The following is a 20,387-nucleotide window of genomic DNA, read 5'->3' on the forward strand; positions in this document are numbered from 1 at the left end:
ATGGATTATTATAACGAATGTAGTATAATATTTTTATGATTTTACTGATTAAAAAAATATCATATCTTGTTTTGATGCTTCTGCTTATCTCCGTCATATCTTTTTTGGCTATCCATATCGCACCTAACAGCTTTTTTAGTGCAGGTGAGTTAAATCCCAATATGACACCAGAAGCTCTAGAAAAACTTAAAGCTGTCTACGGTCTGGATAAACCTCTTTTATATCAGTATATAGACTGGATGAAAAATATTTTGACGCTTAATTTCGGTGTTTCGTTTGTAACTGGGCAGGATGTAAGTACTGAGATATCAAAACGTATCCCTATAACGTTGGTCATAAATATCGTATCGCTCTTTTTGGTCTTTTTTATATCGATCTATCTGGGGATAAAAGCGGCACTTCAAAACGGTAAAAAAACCGACTATATGATCCGTCAGTTCTCTTTGTTCTCATTTTCTATGCCCTCGTTTTATCTGGCACTTCTACTGATCATACTTTTTAGCGTAAACCTGAATATCCTGCCGTTTTCAGGGCTTCACTCCATGGAGGCAAAAAGCGGAATATATTATTATCTTGACATGGCTTGGCATCTCGTTCTGCCTGTGGGAGTCATGACTTTTGTAGGACTTGGAAGTATGATCATCTACATCCGTTCTTTAACGTTAGAGATACTAAAGAGCGATTATTATTTCTTTGCGAAGGCAAGAGGACTCAGTGATAAGCTCATACTAAAAAGATATATACTGCCCAATCTTCTGCCGCCTGTCGTCACACTTTTAGGACTCTCTCTTCCTGGTCTTATCGGAGGAAGTGTTATCCTTGAATCGATATTCGGGATAGACGGGATGGGAAGATTCTTCTATATGAGCGCGCTCAGTCGTGATTACCCGTCAATTATGGGGATACTGATGATCACCGCATTTTTAACGTTACTGGGGAATATGATAGCCGATTTCATACTTTTTAGATTAAACCCGTATGCAAAAAGAGGCTAATTCATAAGCTCCTTTATCTTTTTTAGTCCCTTTTTGCATCTTTGATGCAGAGGGAATCTATAGGTTTTTTCTATCAGTTTTTTAAAGAAATAGGCTTGTTTCCCTCTGAACTTAAAAAAACTCATCACCTCACCGCAACCGAATCTGCCGCCAAGAGATGCAAAGAAACCTCTGAGTCTTATGCTTTTTACTTGAAGCGGTTTGTTAGATAACTCTCTAATGATGTTTTTGGATATATAGTCCGCACTGTATGTAGCGACTTGCGCGGTAGGCGGAAGAGGGGCTTTTGTAAGGGGATCGAACATCTGCGCATTGTCTCCGACGGCAAAAACATCTTTATGCTCTTTGAGTCTAAAATACTCATCGACTTCAAGCTGGCCTTTTTTATTTTTGGCAGCTTTCATATTTAAGACCATATCGCTTGAGGTTATTCCCGCTGTCCAGATCAAAAAGTTCATATCGACTTTTTGCGAATTGTTCAATATGACACAATCATCCGTTACCTTTGTCACGCGAGCATTTTTTATAATGTTAATTCCAAGGTCATTTAACCTTTTTTCTGCTTCTTTCTGCATAAAAACGGAGTTGGAAGCTAAGAGTTTTTCGTGTGAATTAATAAGGGTTATGTTTATACCGCTGCAAAGATATCCCGTGTCTTTATAAAACTCTCTGGAGTAGTTCGCCATCTCAGAGGCTATCTCGACACCGCTGAGACCGCTGCCGGCGATAACAATATTGAAGTTGGAGTCTAGTGAACATTTTCCTTCGTTTTCTATCTTTTTGTAGATGAAGTATTCAAACTTCTGTTTAAATAAAAGAGCATTCTCAAGTGATTTTATCCCGTGAAAGTTCTCTTTTAAACCTTCGATGGAATCCGGAAGCAGGGTCTGTGCACCGCTTGCGATGATGAGGTAATCATATCTGTAACGGTTTTCTGTCGTCACGATTTTTTTATTTTCCAAATCAATGCGCAGGACCTCTTCATGTAAAAAGGTCACATTGCGCTCATAGCTGGCACAGTATGTATATAAATCGATTGCTATGTCTGAAAGGTTTATCTGACTGGTAAGATAATCATAGACATCCGTCTGCAGGTAATGATAGGAGTTTTTATCGATGAGATAAATCTCTACATCTTTGCATTTATAGAGGTTTGAAATAGTCCTAATGCCTGCATATCCGGCACCGATAATAAACAGTTTCTTTTTGTCCATAAGAAAGATTATACATCAAATAATAAAAGTTTTGATTAGATAGATTGAGTAGGTTGTACATGTAAGAAAAAAGCTCTTACATGTAAAGGTTTTAGCTAAAGAGTGCTTGAAGTGCGTCTACACTCTCTTTTTGTTCGTTCTCTTGAGCAGTACCTTGCGCAGTGCTACCCTCTTGTTCGACCAGTTCGATCGTCATTCCCGTAAGCATCGAAGCCAGACGGATGTTGATCCCGCTTTTTCCGATCGCTTTGCTTTTTTGGTCAGACGGAAGAGTGACGATCGCTTTTACCGCTTCGCCTTTCTCATCTTTTTCGATCTCTATGTGAGAAATGATCGCAGGACTCATAACACGTGCTACGAAAAGCTCAGGAATGCTAGTGTACTCGATACAGTCGATATTCTCACCTAACAGCTCTTCACTTACAGCATTTATACGTACACCTTTTACACCTACAGTAGCACCTACTGCATCGACTTGAGGGTGCATACTAAGAAGTGCTATCTTAGCTCTTTCACCCGGTATACGAGCCGCTTTCTCGATTAAGACGACACCGTCTGCGATCTCAGGAACCTCTAATGCCAGAAGCTGCTCTAAGAACTTTGGAGATGTACGAGACAGCTCGATCTGAATACCGTTTTGTTTGTCGATATTGACACGGCGGACTACCGCTTTTAAAAGGTCGCCCACTTTAAAGACTTCACCTTTGATACGGTTTTTCATAGGCAGTACTGCGCGTACTTCATCGACTTCGATATAAGTGTTTTGGTCTGAATCGACAAGCGTTACGCGTCCTGTTACGATAGTACCGATCTTTGAGTTATATTTGTTATACAGTTCATTTTCTACAAGTCTTTGTACGTGGTACTCGATCTCATTGTGCAGGCGTCCTGCAGCAGTACGTCCGTAATCTTCTAAGCTGTGATCGATCTGAAGCTGATCTTCAAGTTCGACATCTTCATCAAGTTTTTTTGCGTCGCTTAAAGAGATATATCCACCAGATATCTCCTCGTCTTCTAGTCTTTCATCATCATCTGCTACAACTATGATAGTTTGAAATAGGTGCATTTTTTTTGTTTGGTTGTCAATATCTGCTTCAAAAGTAAAATTAGGATTGATTACACGTTTTGCAGTTTGAACAAAAGCTGTTTTAAGTGCTTCGATAACATTTTCAGGCTTTAGACCTTTTTCATGAGCGATTGCATCGACTATATCTAAAATTTTTTCCATAAGTATCCCTTGTTTAGGTGGCTTTCATAAAAAATAGTATGTTAAAAAGGAGGTTTATTTTTATGAAGAGAGTTATTATATCAAAAACTTATTTAAAAAATGTTTTAAGTACGCTAAGGTCTTAATCGAATATTTATTGAATTTTTAATATAATGCAAATAATTATATAGCAAGGATTATAGATGGAACTAAAATTAGCTCGTGTTGAAATTGACCAAAAACCAAAAAAGATCGATTTAAAAAAGATTGAAGAGAGTGCAGAAAAAGAGGGATCGGTAATATTTTATTTTGACCGTGAAAACTCACACAAAGATCTTTTAGCACTTCAAGATCACATAGAAGCAAGCGGTAAAAGTTTCTATATGCGTGAAGTAAAGTATGGATTAGCTGACAGCGAGTATATGTACGAAGTTCACATATTAGCTTAAGGTATTGATGTGAGTAAAAAACTCTATATAGAGACTCTCGGCTGTGCTATGAACGTACGCGATTCAGAGCATATGATAGCCGAGTTAAATGAGAAAGACGATTACGTCCTTACAGATGATTCAAAAGAGGCGGATCTTATTCTTATTAACACTTGTTCAGTTCGTGAAAAGCCTGTTCAAAAGCTTTTTTCTGAGCTTGGTGTATTTAACAAAATCAAAAAAGAGGGCGCGAAGATAGGCGTGTGCGGCTGTACTGCATCACATCTAGGCCGTGATATCATCAAACGCGCTCCTTATGTCAACTTTGTCCTGGGTGCGAGAAACGTATCCAAGATAAGCGAAGTACTGCATAAAGACAAATCCGTTGAGATAGATATAAACTACGATGAATCAGACTTTGCTTTTAAAGATTTTCGTTCATCTCCTTACAAAGCCTACATTAACATCTCTATCGGTTGTGATAAACAATGTACATTTTGTATAGTTCCAAAGACTAGGGGTGATGAGATATCGATACCGACGGATCTGATCCTAAAAGAGTGTCAAAAAGCAGTAGACAGTGGAGCAAAAGAACTCTTTTTACTGGGACAGAACGTAAATAATTACGGCAGACGTTTCAGCGGTGAGCATGAGAAAGTGAACTTTACGGAACTTCTGCGCCGTATCTCGAAAATAGAGGGTTTAAAACGTATCCGTTTTACCTCTCCTCACCCGTTTCACATGGATGATGAGTTCTTAGAAGAGTTCGCAAAAAATCCTAAGATATGTAAATCTATGCATATGCCTCTTCAAAGCGGTTCGTCTAAAGTCCTAAAAGATATGAAGCGCGGCTATACAAAAGAGTGGTTTTTAAACCGTGTGAACAAACTCAAAGAGATGGTACCCGATGTAAGCCTGAGTACGGATATCATCGTCGCATTTCCGGGTGAAAGTGATGAAGATTTTGAAGATACGTTAGATGTCGTACGTCAGGTAGAGTTCGAACAGATATTTAGCTTTAAATACTCTGCGCGTCCTCTGACTGAAGCGGCAGAGTATACAAATACCGTCGATGAAGAGGTGGGTTCTGAAAGACTTTCTACTCTTCAGGATCTGCATACTGAGATCTTAGATAAAAATGTTGCAAAGCAGCTTGGAAAAGTCTATGAGGTCTATTTCGAAGAGTTGCGTCCGGATGGATACGTAGCAGGCAGAAGCGATAATAACTATCTTGTAAAAGTCAAAGGAAGCGATGAACTTCTAGGGACTTTGGCGGATGTGAAAATAACGGATGTCGGTAGAGCCTCTTTAATCGGCGAAATAGTAAAGTAGATCATGAAAAAACGCATATTAAGGGCACTCTCTTTAGTCATTGTACCTTTTGTGGGGATGCTGCTTATGCGCCTCGTATACCTCACAAACAGAAAGATATTTCACCTTCCTTCTCGCATACCGGAAGAACCTGTCGTTTTTGCCTTTTGGCACGGCGACCTGCTAATGCAGCCTTACTTGTACTTTCAGTTTCGTAAAACTCCAAAAGCAAACGTACTTATCAGTGATCATTTCGACGGTGCGCTTATCTCTAAGACGATGAAGTATTTTCATCTTGGCACCATAGCCGGATCTACAAACCGCAATGCGGCAAGAGTTTTGAGACATGCGATCACGAGTCTTAAAGACGGGTATGATATCGGTATTACTCCTGATGGCCCTCAAGGGCCTCGTTATCATGTAAATGACGGAGTTGTCGTTATGGCACAGAGAACGGGAGCTAAAGTAATAGTGTATAATTGTAGACCCACACGTTATTGGCAGCTAGGAAGCTGGGATAAGTTCGTCATACCAAAGCCGTTTGGAACATTGGAATTTTTTGCCAGTGAACCCATAGACATAAGTGCGATGGATCTAGCCGATGCAAAAAAACTGATAAAAGAGAGGTTGATGGAGCATGCCCTATAGATATTTTTGGCTGATAGCCGGTTTTTTATTGATACTTATCATGGCGGTTTATCTGATCATAAATCCATCATATGAAAAATCTTTTGAAGCAAAATACTACTACCACATGGGTGATTATAAAAAGTCGCTTACTCTTTCCAAAGAAGCATTCGCCCTTAATGTCTACAATCGCATGGCTTCTACCATCATGGCACAATCTCAGATATCATTGCAGTATACAGAGTATATACGACAGGCAAGACAGTATATGAAAGACATCGATAAGCTGGCACATCAAGATACATTGACCAGCGGCGATAAAGCGAAGATGAAATTGATGGCCGAGGTAGTCATTGACGGATATATAAAACTCTCTCCTAGCGTTGTAACGGACAAAAAACTGGTTCAAGAAGCAGCTTATTATCATAACGAGTTTGTAAAACTTCATGAAAAAATCAGCTCTTCAATATAAAAAGACCTTTCTAATTTATCTTGAAAAAGTCAGAGGCTACTCTGACCTCACTTTAAAAACCTATGATGAAGCTATCACTGAAGCATTAGACAGCATAGAGATCGAAGAAAAACCGACGACGACACTTTTTAATCTTATGCCCTACCGCATAAAGATAGCCTCTCTCAAACAAAAGACAATAGCAAAAAAACTAAGTGCCATTCGTTCATTTACAGAGTATCTCAACACTCAGGGTGAGCATATAACTTTAAAAGCGGATGATAGTATAAAAGTCGCTAAGACACTTCCCAAACCGATACCTCATGAGCATATTATGGAAGCTTTGGAAAAAGCAGATAAAGAGGAGCGTTTGGCAGTGACTATGCTTTATACGCTAGGTCTTCGTATATCAGAATTGGCAGGCTTAAAGGTTGCAGATATAGATACGGACTGGATACGTGTCGTAGGAAAGGGAAATAAACAAAGAGATATTCCGTTATTAGGAACGACTGGCAAGCTATTAAGAGAATATCTAGATGAGATGAGGCCAAAAAAATACCTTTTTGAGAAAAATAGCCGAAAATTAAGCGAAAATAGTTTAAGATATATCATTACTAAGGTGTTTAAAAGAGTGGCTTTAAAAGTCACTCCCCATCAGTTACGTCACTCGTACGCGACGGTACTTTTAAATAATAATGCAAGAATAGCCGATGTTAGTGAACTTTTAGGCCACTCATCAATGGCAACGACACAAATATATACGAAGCTCGGAAGTGCGCTGAAGATGCAAAACTACAATAAAGCACATCCATTATGCAAGGAGATAGATGATACTTTCTAAGATAATACAAAGTCTGTATTTAAAGATATATATTAGTATTATTGTATCAGATTCTAAAACCAATATTTGTGTACACAGCGTGCAAAACTCTAAAGTGAAAGACACTTATTTTGAGACGTTTAACGGCAGAGATGTATCTGAAGAGATGGTAAGCTATATACAGTCGTTTATAGATGAGACACCTTTTTACTATATAGCTTTACTGGACTACTCGATAAGTCAGGGTGCGATGCCTTCATGTGATATGAATGAGTTTCCTAAGTACAGTGATCTTGAGACATCTCAGAGTATCTGTCATGATGACTGGAACAGTTTTACATCCAAAGTAGATATTATAAATTTTGAAAAAAAATATGCAGCTTTTGGATTGGATTTTATATTTTCACCATACACTGTTTTAAAGAACTTTTTTAAAGATAAAATAAACGGGCATGCCACGCTATTCATCTTAGTCCAAGAGGATTCGCTTATAGTCACTGTCTTTGAAAACTCCGTGTTAAAGTACTCAGAGTATGCCAATATGCGGACAGAACAGCTTGATGAGAGTCTGTCGATGATAGATGATAATAAAGAGGAACTGGACTTTGATCTTGATGACCAAAATTCTGTAAATCTCGAAGATATCGATATAGATGACGGATTTGGCGATATTGATGATCTGAATGATATCGAAGACCTGGACTCGATAGACGACTTGGAAGATTTTACAGAGATAAAAGTCGAAGAGCCTGTAAGAGATATCAGCGGATTATTTGAATCTGATAACAGCAGTGTCGCCGGCTTTAATGAAGACTATAGACGTTTTAGTATCATTCAAAGTTCATTAAACCAGTACTATACAGATACAAAGTATGAAAATAAATTTATAGAATCAGCTTATATAGCGGCGGCGTGTAACGTTGAAAGCGATCTTAAAAACTATCTTGAAGAGGAACTGTTCTTAAAAGTATATGTTCGTCAAATGGATATCTGTCAAGAGGTTCTAGATCTGGCAGAAGGGGAAAAAGTATGACATACAGTTATATCAAACCTAGAGTCAAGAAAGTTGTTTCGACAGAATTGCAACTAGTACTTGTCTTCTTCAGCATATCGGCGATGATGCTGTTTTTAACATACGGTTTTTTGAAGTTAAAGATATATACGTTTGAACAAAGTATCATAAGGATCGAAGAGAAAAAAGTCGATCTCAACGACGCAATTTTGAAGATGCAAAATCAGATAAGCGTGATAGAGCAAGAGAGTGATAAGGCTGAGAAGATCACTACTGAGAACAGTGTTTTAAAAGAGAGTATAAAGAACCTGTTTGATCTAGTCCCTGACAGGATCACTCTTTCTCAAGTCGATCTTAGAAAAGATGCTCTTATTATCTACGGGACTACACCAAGTAAAGAGGTATATGAGTTCTTGCTTCAAGCACCGTTGCGTTCGATTTTCAATACGACCTATACGAGTTTTTATCAGCTTGAGAATGGATGGCTGAGTTTTGTTTCGACAAATAAGATAGATAACAAAGAGGTACTCAAGTGAAATCGTTTAAGTTGTCTCGTCAAAATCTGTATCTTCTTATTATCACACTTTTTCTTCTGATATTTATACTGCTTTTTGCATTCGCTGTTTTAATCCCTGCAGGAAAAGATTACAGACAGGCAAGATCAGTCACAAACAAACATTCTATAGAACTGAGTCAGTATCAGCAGTTAAGCGATGAGACATTTCAAGAGTTAAAATCGTTACAGGAAAAACATAGAAATGTTATAACTGCATTTGACAATCAGTTCAATCAAGAGAGATTTATCGCACAGAACAGAAGGTTTTTTCAAAATCTGCAGATCTCAAAAATGTCAAAATTAGATGAGAAACAGCCTTTTGACCTCTATGAAGTAAATGCGACCTCTAAGATCGATTCTCCTGTTGTCTTTTACAACTTTTTAGATAGTCTGAACAAGGGGAACTGGATCATAGGCGTAAACTTTCCTATCCACTTTAAAAGAGACGGCGAGCTTATAAACTCATCTTTTACGATGCGTGTCTACAACATAAGTGACGGTAGAAATGAATCAAACGTCACAAAAGAGACAAACGCTACAGTGACGCGATAGTCTCCAATATCTCTTGATTTAAAAAAAGGTATGTTCTGAGTTTTGAGGGTACCTTTAAAACCCGACATCTCTCTTTGAACTCTTTATCCATGTTTACATGTAAGAAGTATGGTGCTATAAATATATGATCATCCGTTTTACAGACAGCATACTTTCTTGAGACCACGATTTCATCTGCGTGTTTCAGTTCGTCTCTGACATGAGAACTTATCATAATGCCAAGCTGCTTTAAAACCTTATCTATATGATAAATATCGCTTTTTAGATTGCTCGTGCGTCTGAAGTAATACAGCTCTTTTTGATGCAGGAGATCCACATCCTCAATAAGCTCATCAGTGTCGCTGTCGATATACTCAAAACTTTTAAGTACTCCCTCTTTATATTTTTGTAAAAGAGGCGTTACATAGAGGTGTCTAAACTCATTTCTTTTGATACTGAGGTCTTGATTTGTCTCATCTTCAAACCATCTTCTCGAGTTTGATTCAAGGTAGGCGATCAGTTCACTTTTTTCTACATGTAAAAGCGGACGGATGATACTGTAGTCCTCTTTTCTTGTGAAACTTTTGAGCGAGTTTAACTCTGCACATCCGGCTCCTTTGCTTAACTGCATCAAGAACCATTCAAGTCTGTCACCTAAATGGTGGGCTGTAAGAAGATTAGTATATCCATGCTCGTAGATAATCTCTTCAAAAAAATCATACCGCACTTTTCTGGCAGCTGCCTCAAAGTTTTGTTCGATCGATTCCGAGGTAAAGAGGTAGCAGTTCTTCTCATACAAAAGAGCCAGCTCCTGCGCATAGGAGACCTCCGCTTTACTCTGCTCTCTAAGAGCATAATCGACGATGGCGATATCAAAAGGGATATTGTTTTCTAAAAGCAGGAAGAAAAGAGCGGTCGAATCTGCTCCTCCCGAGAAGGCAAGGAGGTTTTTACCTCTTTTTAAAAGTTCGATATCCGCTGTTTTTAGCATGACTTTAAGAGTTGTCTACCGTACATAGAAGTTTATTGCCGATAAGTTCGGTGATCTTAGCTTTGTAGATCTTACCAAGCTCTAAGTCTTCATCTACTTCTCTGTCGTTGACGTAGAGTTCACCATCGATATCTGGTGCCCATGCAAGCTCTTTGGCACTGAGTATAAACTCGCTCTCTTCGCTTTCGCCGTCGATCACGATATCGACAGTTTTACCGACCTCTTTTTCAAGACTCTTCATTTCACACTCTAAAGCGATCTGACCCAATATCTCAGCTCTTTTTTGAATAGTCTCTTTATCTATCTTCTCGCTCATATCATATGCAGGAGTCGTCTCTTCATCAGAGTAGCTAAATACGTTGATCCTATCAAATCCAAAAGATGCGGCAAACTCGCACATCTCGTCAAACATCTCTTGTGTCTCTCCCGGATGTCCTACGATAAAACTCGTTCTTAAAAAGGAGTTCGGGAGTGCTTTCATAGCATTGAGCAGCTCGATAGTCTTCTCTTTTCCAAAGCCGCGTTTCATCGTTTTGAGCATCTCATCGTTGATGTGCTGGATAGGCATATCGAAGTAGTTATGGAATATCTTTGACTTTCCGATGTTCTGGATCAGTTTGAGTGATGTCGTCGATGGGTAAAGATAGAGGATCCTCGCACTTTTTACTCCTTCGATAAGTTCGATCCTGTGGATCAAAAGAGAGAGTCCGTCGATCGTCTTTTGATCTCTCAGGTATGAACTGCTGTCTTGAGATACAAAGCTGAAATCGTAGTAGCCTTTTTTGACTAAAGACTCCACTTCTCTTACGACTGAGTCAAGTGAACGGGAGTTCAGTTTACCTTTAAACGAAGGGATCGCACAAAAGCTGCACTGTTGATTACACCCTTCTGAGAGTTTGATGTAAGCGTGGTACGTTGAGCCTGTTACGACACGTTCAGCACCGTCTATAAGGTAGACCTGCTCACTGAACTGAGATTTTTTATTTGCTAAAAGCTCATCTATCTTCTCGTAATCTCCTACACCCGTAAAGAGGTCGACTTCTGGCATATCTTTTGCCAGCTCCTCTTTATAACGTTCGCTTAGACATCCTGCCATAACAAGAAGTGAATCATCTTTTCTAGCATCGTGCAGATTTAAGACAGTGTTGATCGATTCCTCTTTTGCAGCGTCGATAAATCCACAGGTATTTACTATGATGACATCGGCATCCTCTTGAGAATCTGTCAGTTCATAGTTTTGAAGGCGCCCCATCATAACTTCGGTATCGACAAGGTTCTTTGTACATCCTAAAGATACGATATGTAGTTTTTTACTCATTCATTTCACTTTTAATATATTTATGAAATTATATCCAATATTAGATATTTCCCTTTAAGAAATGTAAAACACCCTCGAGAATAAACTTTACGGAGATCGATGCCAAGATGAGACCCATGATCCTTGTAGCGATGTTAAGTCCCGTACTTCCAAGACGCTTGCCGATGGGTTTAGAAAGTAGCAGAGTAGGCAGTATCAGCAGCCCTGAGACAGCGATGATGATACCAAGTGCCAGCTTATCGATGAGTGTGGGCATGGAAGATGAGAATAGGATCACGGTACTGATGGAACCGGGCCCTGCTAGAAGAGGGATGGCAAGAGGGACAACGGCAATATCCTCTTTTTCAACTGCTTCGCTTTGCTCATTTTCATTTGTCTTAACTGTCGGTGTTTTTGCTTGAAGCATATGGACTGACATTAGAAGTAGTAAAATTCCTCCGGCGATACGAAACGAGTCGATATCGATACCAAAAAAAGACAGAAGATAATTACCGCCGTAGGCACTGATAAGCAAGATGAGTATAACGGCAGTGACAGTTCGTTTTATAGAACTTCTTTTTTGATGTGCCGACTGGTCTGCCGTGATCGCTAAAAATATCGGTATTACACCAAGAGGATTCATGATAGAGATTAATGTGATAAAAATATGGATAAATGATGTAAAGTCCATGCTTATTCCTGATTTGTATTGTTTTAGATGTGCACTTAATCCATTATATCGTATAATTGCGCCATGAGAACGATTATCTGGATTGCGGCTCTTATGCCGATTTTTTATATGTCATTTTGCTATTCCCTTGGTCTTGGGTGGCAGATGCCTGTCATTATAGCAAAGTTTTTAAACGGCTATCTGCATCTTCACATAGGCGGATATCCCGGAAATGTAGTCAAGTTTTTACAAGATACGACCGCAAAGACGGCGTTGAATCTGTTTATCTTGACGCTTGCACTCAAACCTCTTCACAGCTATCTGAAGTTTGATCTGCTCAAATACAAGAGACTTATCGGCCTATTCGGTTTTTTCTATGTCTTCTTACATGTAATAGTGTTTATATGGTTGAAACACCATTTCGATATGGGTGATGTCACAAGAGCTGTAAGCCATCATCTTTACATCATATTCGGGCTTTTCGCATTTGCGATCATCTTGATGATGGCGATCACATCCATACCGTTCTTATATCGAAAGTTTCACTCTTGGCATAAACTTTTTTACATCGCTATGGTCTTTGTGATCCTGCACTTTCTTTTGGGACAAAAACATATCTCGTTTATAGATATCATCTATGTAGCCGTGATCTCTGCACTTCTGGCACTCAAACTTCTAAAGCGCTAAGAGATGTATGATGTCTTGATACTCGGTGCCGGAGCAAGCGGACTTATGTGTGCCAGCAGGCTTGCTGACGGTAAAGATTTAAAAGTCGGTGTCATAGATGCGAACCAGAGTGTCGGTGCAAAGATAAAGATATCCGGCGGCGGAAAGTGTAATATCACAAATACAGAGGTCACTGAGAATAACTATCTCGGTGACGAGAACTTTGTATCTTCTATCCTGTCAAGCTTTACAAAAGATGATCTTTTGAAGTTTTTGGATGCAAACGCTTTAAAGCCTGTTATCCGAAAAAACCGTTACTACTTTTGCCAAAAAAGTTCTGACGAGATCATCTCCATCTTTAAAAGACTCTCAAAGAATGTCAGTTATCATCTTGGCGAGAACATCTTACATGTAGAGAAAAAAGACGATACCTTTTTCGTTAAAACTTCAAAAAAAACATACAGTGCAAAAAACTTGGTCGTAGCGACGGGCGGAGTGAGTTATAAGACGCTGAGTGCCAGCGATATCGGACTTAAAATAGCTACGAATTTTGGACTCGGTGTCGTAGAGTTCTCTCCTGCACTTGTCGGGATGACGTTGCAAAAAGATCAGTTTTGGATGAAAGAACTCAGTGGAGTGAGTGCTGAGGTCGAGATAACGGTGGAGGGAAAAACTCTGCGTGAAGATATGCTGTTCGCACATCGCGGCATAAGCGGTCCCGTGGTCTTAAGTGCTTCGCTTTACTGGAAAAAGGGGAGTATGTTCATCAACTTTTTACCGGATAAAGATATAAACAAGCTTATCAAAAACAGCAAAAAAAATATCTCAAGCGTGCTGAACCTTCCAAAACGTCTTTCAAAAGGGCTGCTTGACGCCCTACATGTAGAGGACAAACCCTGCAATAAATTGACAAAAGAGGATATCAGCAACCTTCAAGATGTTCACAAGTATGCTTTTTCTCCTGCAGGGAACTTCGGTTTCACAAAAGCCGAAGTGAGTCGCGGAGGAGTGAAGACGGATGAGCTGGATGTTCATTCAATGATGAGTAAGAAAGTAGAGGGTCTTTATTTCATTGGCGAAGTCGTAGATGTCACCGGAGAGCTCGGCGGATACAACTTTCAATGGGCATTTAGCAGCGGTGTCGTTTGTTCTCGGTATATAAAAGGACGCTATAATATCTAAAACGCCTGAAGGATCTTTCATGAAAGAAGAGCTAATAGGACTAACGGATAAAGATGTAGAGGAACGAATTAAACAGTACGGTTATAACGAGATAGAGGAGAAAAGTGAAAGCTGGGCTATACGCCTTTTTAGACGCTTTTGGGGACCGATACCTTGGATGATAGAGGTCGCTGCTATACTCTCGGCTATCGTAAAAAGATGGGAAGACTTCATCATCATAACGGTGCTGCTTCTTGTCAACGCGATCGTGGATTTTTACCAGGAATCAAAAGCGCTTAATGCAATCGCAGTACTTAAAAAGAAACTAGCACGCAGGGCACTTGTATACCGTAACCGGACTTGGACTGAGATAGATGCCAAGATGGTCGTACCGGACGATATCATAAAGCTTAAAATCGGTGATATAGTCCCTGCTGACGTAGAACTTGTAAAAGGCGACGACACACTGCTTGTCGATCAGTCTGCTTTAACGGGAGAGTCTCTTCCCGTAGACAAGAACGTAGGTGATGAGCTTTATGCAAATGCCATTATCAAACAGGGTGAGATGATCGCCCGTGTCACAAAGACAGCAAAAAATACCTACTTCGGAAAGACTGTCGGACTTGTCGCAAAAGCGCAAAAAGAGGAACGCAGCCATTTTCAAAAGATGGTCATCAAAGTAGGAAACTTTCTTATACTTTTAACACTCGTAATGATAGCCATCATCGTATATCACGGGATCAAGACTAATGAACATGTCATAGAACTGCTGATCTTTGCACTCGTACTTACGATATCTGCTATTCCCATAGCCATGCCGGCAGTCCTGACCGTAACGATGGCGATCGGTGCCAGAGTCTTAGCAGGTAAGGATGCGATCGTGAGCCGTTTGGCAGCTATTGAAGAACTAGCTGGTATGGATATACTCTGTTCGGACAAAACGGGCACTCTTACACAAAACTCCATGAGTCTGGCAGAGCCTTATATCATAGGCGAGTATGCAAAAGAGGAACTGATGCTCTATGCAGCACTTGCCAGCAAAGAGGAGAACCAAGACCCGATTGAGCGACCTATATTTGATTACATTAAAGAGAATCAGCTTGATTCAAGACTTAGAGAGTACGAGATCGAAAAATTTCTTCCATTTGACCCTGTACATAAACGTACACAAGGAATATATCAAAAGGGTGGTATGGAACTCATTGTCACAAAAGGTGCTCCCCAGATCATCATAGCTCAGTGTGAAGAAAAAGAGTTTGATGTAAAGGAAGCGTTCTCGCAGATAGAACTTTTTGCCTCACGCGGTTTTAGAACACTCGGTGTTGCTTATAGAAACAGTGATGAAGAGATCTATCATTTTGTAGGGCTCCTTCCTCTATTTGATCCGCCGCGGGAAGATTCAAAAGAGGCCATAGAAGCTGCACGTGCAAAAGGTGTGGCGGTAAAAATGGTGACAGGCGATAATATCGCGGTGGCAAAATACATCTCGAGTCTGCTCAGTATCGGTGAAAACATCGAGGATATCCATATATTAAAGGGTGAATCTGTTGAGGAGTATATCTATCTTTCAAAAGTTCTCTCTCAAGCGATCGTTAAAAATCTCAATCCGGACGATTCTAAAGATGAGGTAGAACAAAGGGTCTCAGATATTTTAAAATATGTTCAGAGAGAACTTTACAATATGCCCATTCCAAAAGGAAGTGTGTTAAAACATGAGTCGGAGATAATCTCCATCATAGAAGAGGCAAACGGTTTTGCCCAGGTCTTTCCCGAAGACAAATACTTTATAGTAGAGAAACTTCAAAAAGCTGATCATATCGTCGGAATGACTGGAGACGGTGTAAATGATGCACCGGCACTTAAAAAAGCCGACTGCGGGATAGCTGTCAGCGGTGCGACGGATGCAGCGCGCGCGGCAGCGGATATAGTCTTGATGTCACCGGGTCTGCGGGTGATCATAGATGCTATAGAAGAATCCCGCCGTATCTTTGAAAGGATGAAAAGCTATGCTATCTTTCGCATCGCAGAGACCATACGTATAGTCATCTTTATGACTTTAGCCATTGTGATGTATGATTTTTATCCTGTCACGGCACTAATGATCATTATTATGGCACTTTTAAATGATATCCCGATAATGACAATAGCTTATGACAATACAAAAGTAAGAGAAAAACCTGTCAGATGGGATATGAAAGAGATATTTGTACTCTCGTCTTGGCTGGGAATCGCCGGGGTTCTTTCCTCTTTTACCCTGTTTTGGATACTGATGTCTGTTATGGATCTGCCTCTGGCTCTTGTACAGACACTGTTCTTTGCAAAACTCATAATCGCCGGTCACGGGACTATATATAACACCAGAATAGATGACTGGTTTTTTAAGTCACCGCTCCCGTCATTAAAGCTTTCCGTCGCGACTTTTGTAAGTGCCATAATAGGACTTGTCATCGCCGTTTACGGATTTGGCCTGATGGAGCCTATCGGCTGGAAATGGGCAGGGGCAATGACACTTTATGCGTTTGTCTGGTTTATCTTTAACGATGTCGTAAAGATTGGTGTGCTTCGGTACTATAGAAATCGCTACCATAAAGATATTATTTAAAATAGATTGGGAAGGCTTTATCTGCATATGCAGATAAAGCTAAACATCATATATATCTTCTCTTCTTTCTTTCACTATTAAATATTTGCAAAGTTTCTGATTTTTACTTTTAATTTAGGTTATCTAAGTGTATAATTTCACATTCAAAATGTTTTTATAAACATTGTATAAACTTTGAAGGCAAAATATTATGGATTCTAAAGAACTTGAACAGCTTGGACTAAAAAATATAGGTAACATATATTATAATTTAAGTTATGATGATTTGATTAAACACGAGCTGGACAATGGTGAATGTAGTATGACAAGCAGTGGTGCAACTGCTGTCGATACAGGCGTGTTTACAGGCCGCAGCCCTAAAGATAAATATTTTGTTAATCAAGAACCCTCAAACAAATATATCGCTTGGGGTGATGTTAACCAGAAGATTGATAAAGCAATATTTGATGAGCTATTTGAACTTTCAAAGCAGCAGCTCTCAGGTAAAGATCTTTACGTAACAGACGTATTTACAGGTGCAAGTGCTGCAAGTAAGCGTTCTATCCGTTTTATTACAGAGATAGCTTGGCAGTCACACTTTGTAAAGAACATGTTTATTCGTCCAACTGAAGAGGAACTAGAAACATTTACATCTCATTTTACTGTTTTAAATGCATGTAAAGCGGTAAATGATAAATGGCAAGAACATAACCTGAATTCTGAAGTGTTCGTTTTATTCGATATCGAGAGTAACTTAGCGATCATCGGAGGTACATGGTACGGCGGAGAGCTTAAAAAAGGTATCTTCTCTATGATGAACTACTGGCTGCCTTTAGAGGGTAAACTTTCTATGCACTGTTCTGCAAACATCGGTAAAAACGATGATACTGCACTTTTCTTCGGACTTAGCGGAACGGGAAAAACAACTCTTTCTACTGACCCTGAACGTCGTCTTATCGGTGATGACGAACATGGATGGGATGATGACGGAGTCTTCAACTTTGAGGGCGGATGTTACGCCAAGGTCATCAACCTTGATCCAAAAAGCGAACCTGAGATTTTCGGAGCTATCAAAAGAGGTGCTCTTTTAGAAAATGTCGTGACAGACCATGAAGGTGTCGTCGATTACTCAAACTGTACAAAAACAGAAAACACACGTGTTTCTTACCCGATAGACCACATCAACAACCATGAACCATCTTTAATGGGTGGACATGCTCAAAACATTATCTTCTTATCAGCGGATGCTTTTGGTGTCCTTCCTCCTGTAAGTAAACTTACAAAAGAACAAGCGATGTACTACTTCCTAAGCGGTTATACTGCAAAGGTAGCCGGTACTGAGCGCGGGATCACAGAACCTGTCGCGACATTCAGTGCATGTTTCGGGGAAGCTTTCCTACCGTTACACCCTACAGTTTATGCAAGACTCTTAGGTGAGAAGATAGATAAACACGGCGTATAAATGTTTATCTTGTAAACACTGGATGGACAGGCGGCGGATACGGCACTGGTAAACGTATGAGTATCAAAGATACGCGTGCTTGTATCAACTCTATTTTAGACGGAAGTATCAACAACAGTGAGTTTGATATGACAAAAACATTCCGTTTAGCGGTTCCAAAAACTCTTGGACAGATAGACCCGAATGTATTGAATCCTCGTAATGCTTGGACTAATAAAGATGAGTTCGATAAGACTCGCGATAAACTAGCTTCGATGTTTATAGAAAACTTTAAAAAATATCAGACAGAAGATGCAGAGTTCGATTATTCGGAAGCTGGTCCGAAGATCGAAGCGTAAAGAACCTCTTTACATGTAAGAGCCAGGCGCTCTTACTACTCTTTTAAAACTTATAGCTCGGTAGCTCTTTTATAAGCAGCTTCTATAGCTTTTATACACCCGTTTCTTACTCCGTTTTCCTCTAATGCACTATATCCCGCAGCAGTAGTTCCGCCAGGACTCATTACGGCATCTTTAAAGACAGCAGGATGCACATCTTGGATAATATCGCCGAATCCTGCAAACAGCCCGCGCATAAGCGTCATGGCATCATCACGTTTAAGCCCCTGCTTGACTGCACCGTCTGCAAGAGCTTCAGCAATAAGTGCTAAATATGCAGGACCGCTTCCAGCTAGAGCCGTAGCAATATTGAGCTCTTTTTCTGAAGATACCCAAAGCGTGTAGCCGATAGAGCTGAATATATTAATAGCTTCCTCTTTACAAGCTTCGTCACCGGTAAGCGTCGTCATCGATTTCTTGATGTTTGCTGCGAGATTCGGCATTGAGCGTACATAATTCTTGGCATCAATATTAGCTTTTAAGATCTCAATAGCAGTTCCCGCTAAAACAGAGTATAAAGCTTTGGCTTTTCCTTTTATCATGCTCTTCATAGCTGTGATATTGGCAGGTTTTACACAGAGTATCAGACTTTTGTCTTCTGCGTTAAAATCTTTATAAAGTGTCTTTTTGATATCTGTTTTTAATCTTGCTTCAAAATCATCAAGCTTGCTCATATCGCGTCCGACAACTTCTACATCGTACGTAGATACCAGTCCTGATGCTATTGCAAAGGCCATATTTCCGTTACCGATAAGTGTTATTTTAGACTTCATCATTGATCTTTATTTAAAAAGTTTGAAAGTTTTTCTGCTACTGCATACGGTGAGTTGTCAGCTAGGATGACTTGTGCCATTGTATTGTTATCGAGATTAAACACTAACGGTCCTACAAAATTTACAAAAGATTCTTCGATTGGTGTATTGATAATCAGCATATTGTAGATCAATAGGTTCGATTTTTCATTGATCTCCATAAGTGTTTGTATTGCAGTCGGGATTTCAAAATCATATTCACGTAAAACAAAAGGGTTTATAAGTGTAAAAGATGGCTCAGGCGCATCTGTGACTTGGAGTCTCGCAAAGACGTCATCTATCTTAGTCAACTCCATTTTTGTTATGTTTTCAAAACCTAACAAGGGACTTTTGATCTCAAATATCATAAATAAACCTTTATAATAACATTGGCAATATTGTAGCATATTTGCATTAATTTGGTAACCGATTAATGTAGTGTAACAATTATTTTCGATAAAATACCAATCTAACACATAAGGATATATTTTGATACTAACAAAAACACTATTACCATTACTTTTACTCTTTATTGTTTTTACCGGATGTAGTAAAAATGATGACGAATATAATAAACCTGCCATGTATTGGTACTCTAAGATAATAGAAAGCGTTTCAAACGGAAATCTGGAAAAAGCAGATAATTACTACAGCTCACTTCAAGGTGAACATATCGGATCGCCTCTGCTTCGCGAAGCAACTTTGATCCTTGCAGTAGCGCATATGTATTATGAAGAGTATCTGCTGAGTGAACACTTTTTAGACGAGTATGTAAAAAGATATGCGAATGCCAACGAGAAAGAGTATTCAGAATTTTTAGAGATCAAAGCGAAATATATGGCTCTGCCGAACCCGCGTCGTGATCAGGCTTTAATAGATGAAGCGATAGAGTCGGCAAAGAGCTTTAAGCTGAAGTACCCGAACTCTGTCTACTATCCGATCGTGGATACGATGTTGACAAGACTTTATATGGCAAGAGCAGCTTTAAATGAGACGATCGCATCTCTTTATGACAGGATAGATAAACCAAAAAGTGCAAAGTACTACAGAGATGTTCAGCCTCAGCCGTGGATAAAATGGGATGAAATAGATCGTGCCAATACTCCATGGTACAGAGAGTGGTTTGAAGGTGACGGAAGTGCAAGCTGGTATGGATTTTTAATCCCGGATACCCGCAGTGTCGTATCAAGAAATAGTATTCAAAGTGATGATAATAGTACAAATGATGGAGAAAAATAA

20 protein-coding genes and 1 pseudogene are annotated in these 20,387 nt (G+C 39.5%); 14 read left to right on the forward strand and 7 right to left on the reverse strand.

Features of this window, described 5'->3' with window-relative positions; genetic code table 11:
• Positions 1-35 precede the first annotated feature (35 nt).
• Complete coding sequence (locus tag WCX87_RS01770; protein WP_345980327.1) at positions 36-995, forward strand: ABC transporter permease; 960 nt, start codon at positions 36-38, stop codon at positions 993-995.
• Here WCX87_RS01770 and WCX87_RS01775 read toward each other — a convergent pair.
• On the reverse strand, positions 992-2,209 hold the full coding sequence (locus WCX87_RS01775) for an FAD-dependent oxidoreductase (RefSeq protein ID WP_345980328.1): 1,218 nt from the start codon (positions 2,207-2,209) through the stop codon (positions 992-994). The two genes, WCX87_RS01770 and WCX87_RS01775, sit on opposite strands and share 4 nt — an antisense overlap.
• Positions 2,210-2,300: 91 nt before the next feature.
• Positions 2,301-3,437, reverse strand: coding sequence for a transcription termination factor NusA (nusA, locus tag WCX87_RS01780; protein ID WP_345980329.1), 1,137 nt, complete (start codon positions 3,435-3,437; stop codon positions 2,301-2,303).
• Positions 3,438-3,619: 182 nt separating this feature from the next.
• Between nusA and WCX87_RS01785 the strand changes: the two genes are divergently transcribed.
• The 8 genes from WCX87_RS01785 (at position 3,620) to WCX87_RS01820 (ending at position 9,173) form a co-directional block, all read left to right on the forward strand.
• Positions 3,620-3,865, forward strand: a complete 246-nt coding sequence (locus WCX87_RS01785; protein ID WP_345980330.1) for an HP0268 family nuclease — start codon at positions 3,620-3,622, stop codon at positions 3,863-3,865.
• Positions 3,866-3,874: 9 nt separating this feature from the next.
• Positions 3,875-5,176, forward strand: coding sequence for a tRNA (N6-isopentenyl adenosine(37)-C2)-methylthiotransferase MiaB (gene miaB, locus WCX87_RS01790; protein WP_345980331.1), 1,302 nt, complete (start codon positions 3,875-3,877; stop codon positions 5,174-5,176).
• 3 nt (positions 5,177-5,179) lie between these two features.
• Positions 5,180-5,803: a lysophospholipid acyltransferase family protein gene (locus tag WCX87_RS01795; RefSeq protein WP_345980332.1), complete on the forward strand. Its 624-nt coding sequence runs from the start codon at positions 5,180-5,182 to the stop codon at positions 5,801-5,803.
• Positions 5,793-6,254, forward strand: a complete 462-nt coding sequence (locus WCX87_RS01800) for a hypothetical protein (protein ID WP_345980333.1) — start codon at positions 5,793-5,795, stop codon at positions 6,252-6,254. Before WCX87_RS01795 ends, WCX87_RS01800 begins: the two co-directional genes overlap by 11 nt.
• A complete protein-coding gene (locus tag WCX87_RS01805) occupies positions 6,229-7,074 on the forward strand; it encodes a tyrosine-type recombinase/integrase (RefSeq protein ID WP_345980334.1) in 846 nt (281 codons plus the stop codon). Before WCX87_RS01800 ends, WCX87_RS01805 begins: the two co-directional genes overlap by 26 nt.
• A 94-nt stretch (positions 7,075-7,168) precedes the next feature.
• On the forward strand, positions 7,169-8,086 hold the full coding sequence (locus tag WCX87_RS01810) for a hypothetical protein (RefSeq protein ID WP_345980335.1): 918 nt from the start codon (positions 7,169-7,171) through the stop codon (positions 8,084-8,086).
• Positions 8,083-8,601 (forward strand): hypothetical protein, encoded by a 519-nt coding sequence (locus WCX87_RS01815; protein ID WP_345980336.1) that lies wholly within the window; start codon positions 8,083-8,085, stop codon positions 8,599-8,601. The genes WCX87_RS01810 and WCX87_RS01815 overlap by 4 nt, the downstream gene beginning before the upstream one ends.
• Positions 8,598-9,173, forward strand: a complete 576-nt coding sequence (locus WCX87_RS01820; RefSeq protein WP_345980337.1) for a hypothetical protein — start codon at positions 8,598-8,600, stop codon at positions 9,171-9,173. Before WCX87_RS01815 ends, WCX87_RS01820 begins: the two co-directional genes overlap by 4 nt.
• Here WCX87_RS01820 and tilS read toward each other — a convergent pair.
• The 3 genes from tilS to WCX87_RS01835 are packed head-to-tail and all read right to left on the reverse strand — an operon-like array spanning position 9,157 to position 12,131.
• On the reverse strand, positions 9,157-10,143 hold the full coding sequence (tilS, locus tag WCX87_RS01825) for a tRNA lysidine(34) synthetase TilS (RefSeq protein ID WP_345980338.1): 987 nt from the start codon (positions 10,141-10,143) through the stop codon (positions 9,157-9,159). The two genes, WCX87_RS01820 and tilS, sit on opposite strands and share 17 nt — an antisense overlap.
• A 4-nt stretch (positions 10,144-10,147) precedes the next feature.
• Positions 10,148-11,461, reverse strand: coding sequence for a 30S ribosomal protein S12 methylthiotransferase RimO (rimO, locus tag WCX87_RS01830; RefSeq protein WP_345980339.1), 1,314 nt, complete (start codon positions 11,459-11,461; stop codon positions 10,148-10,150).
• 40 nt (positions 11,462-11,501) lie between these two features.
• Positions 11,502-12,131 (reverse strand): MarC family protein, encoded by a 630-nt coding sequence (locus WCX87_RS01835; protein ID WP_345980341.1) that lies wholly within the window; start codon positions 12,129-12,131, stop codon positions 11,502-11,504.
• Between the two features lie 63 nt (positions 12,132-12,194).
• On the opposite strand from WCX87_RS01835, the gene WCX87_RS01840 reads away from it, so the two are divergent.
• From WCX87_RS01840 to pckA, 4 genes and pseudogenes are all read left to right on the forward strand, one after another.
• Positions 12,195-12,797, forward strand: a complete 603-nt coding sequence (locus tag WCX87_RS01840; protein WP_345980342.1) for a ferric reductase-like transmembrane domain-containing protein — start codon at positions 12,195-12,197, stop codon at positions 12,795-12,797.
• Between the two features lie 3 nt (positions 12,798-12,800).
• A complete protein-coding gene (locus tag WCX87_RS01845; RefSeq protein ID WP_345980343.1) occupies positions 12,801-13,958 on the forward strand; it encodes an aminoacetone oxidase family FAD-binding enzyme in 1,158 nt (385 codons plus the stop codon).
• Positions 13,959-13,977: 19 nt separating this feature from the next.
• Complete coding sequence (locus WCX87_RS01850; protein ID WP_345980344.1) at positions 13,978-16,539, forward strand: plasma-membrane proton-efflux P-type ATPase; 2,562 nt, start codon at positions 13,978-13,980, stop codon at positions 16,537-16,539.
• 190 nt (positions 16,540-16,729) lie between these two features.
• Positions 16,730-18,318 (forward strand): annotated as a pseudogene (gene pckA / locus WCX87_RS01855) (phosphoenolpyruvate carboxykinase (ATP)).
• 50 nt (positions 18,319-18,368) lie between these two features.
• Here pckA and WCX87_RS01860 read toward each other — a convergent pair.
• On the reverse strand, positions 18,369-19,130 hold the full coding sequence (locus WCX87_RS01860) for a pyrroline-5-carboxylate reductase (protein WP_345980345.1): 762 nt from the start codon (positions 19,128-19,130) through the stop codon (positions 18,369-18,371).
• Positions 19,130-19,516 carry a flagellar assembly protein FliW gene (fliW, locus tag WCX87_RS01865; protein WP_345980347.1) on the reverse strand — a complete coding sequence of 129 codons (387 nt, stop codon included), beginning with the start codon at positions 19,514-19,516 and terminating at the stop codon, positions 19,130-19,132. Before fliW ends, WCX87_RS01860 begins: the two co-directional genes overlap by 1 nt.
• A gap of 121 nt (positions 19,517-19,637) precedes the next feature.
• Here fliW and bamD point away from each other — a divergent pair, with 121 nt between their 5' ends.
• On the forward strand, positions 19,638-20,387 hold the full coding sequence (gene bamD, locus WCX87_RS01870) for an outer membrane protein assembly factor BamD (protein WP_345980348.1): 750 nt from the start codon (positions 19,638-19,640) through the stop codon (positions 20,385-20,387).

It is taken from the genome of Sulfurimonas sp. HSL3-2 (genome assembly GCF_039645965.1).
Taxonomy (GTDB): domain Bacteria; phylum Campylobacterota; class Campylobacteria; order Campylobacterales; family Sulfurimonadaceae; genus Hydrocurvibacter; species Hydrocurvibacter mobilis.

What these genes read in the sequence shown, in the direction of transcription:
- rimO (WP_345980339.1), bottom strand. Translation starts at nt 11,461, where the DNA reads ATGAGTAAAAAACTACATATCGTATCTTTAGGATGTACAAAGAACCTT.
- WCX87_RS01840 (WP_345980342.1), top strand. Translation starts at nt 12,195, where the DNA reads ATGAGAACGATTATCTGGATTGCGGCTCTTATGCCGATTTTTTATATG.
- WCX87_RS01795 (WP_345980332.1), top strand. Translation starts at nt 5,180, where the DNA reads ATGAAAAAACGCATATTAAGGGCACTCTCTTTAGTCATTGTACCTTTT.
- WCX87_RS01835 (WP_345980341.1), bottom strand. Translation starts at nt 12,131, where the DNA reads ATGGACTTTACATCATTTATCCATATTTTTATCACATTAATCTCTATC.
- nusA (WP_345980329.1), bottom strand. Translation starts at nt 3,437, where the DNA reads ATGGAAAAAATTTTAGATATAGTCGATGCAATCGCTCATGAAAAAGGT.
- fliW (WP_345980347.1), bottom strand. Translation starts at nt 19,516, where the DNA reads ATGATATTTGAGATCAAAAGTCCCTTGTTAGGTTTTGAAAACATAACA.
- WCX87_RS01850 (WP_345980344.1), top strand. Translation starts at nt 13,978, where the DNA reads ATGAAAGAAGAGCTAATAGGACTAACGGATAAAGATGTAGAGGAACGA.
- WCX87_RS01775 (WP_345980328.1), bottom strand. Translation starts at nt 2,209, where the DNA reads ATGGACAAAAAGAAACTGTTTATTATCGGTGCCGGATATGCAGGCATT.
- WCX87_RS01785 (WP_345980330.1), top strand. Translation starts at nt 3,620, where the DNA reads ATGGAACTAAAATTAGCTCGTGTTGAAATTGACCAAAAACCAAAAAAG.
- WCX87_RS01845 (WP_345980343.1), top strand. Translation starts at nt 12,801, where the DNA reads ATGTATGATGTCTTGATACTCGGTGCCGGAGCAAGCGGACTTATGTGT.
- WCX87_RS01815 (WP_345980336.1), top strand. Translation starts at nt 8,083, where the DNA reads ATGACATACAGTTATATCAAACCTAGAGTCAAGAAAGTTGTTTCGACA.
- WCX87_RS01770 (WP_345980327.1), top strand. Translation starts at nt 36, where the DNA reads ATGATTTTACTGATTAAAAAAATATCATATCTTGTTTTGATGCTTCTG.
- WCX87_RS01800 (WP_345980333.1), top strand. Translation starts at nt 5,793, where the DNA reads ATGCCCTATAGATATTTTTGGCTGATAGCCGGTTTTTTATTGATACTT.
- WCX87_RS01860 (WP_345980345.1), bottom strand. Translation starts at nt 19,130, where the DNA reads ATGAAGTCTAAAATAACACTTATCGGTAACGGAAATATGGCCTTTGCA.
- tilS (WP_345980338.1), bottom strand. Translation starts at nt 10,143, where the DNA reads ATGCTAAAAACAGCGGATATCGAACTTTTAAAAAGAGGTAAAAACCTC.
- WCX87_RS01805 (WP_345980334.1), top strand. Translation starts at nt 6,229, where the DNA reads ATGAAAAAATCAGCTCTTCAATATAAAAAGACCTTTCTAATTTATCTT.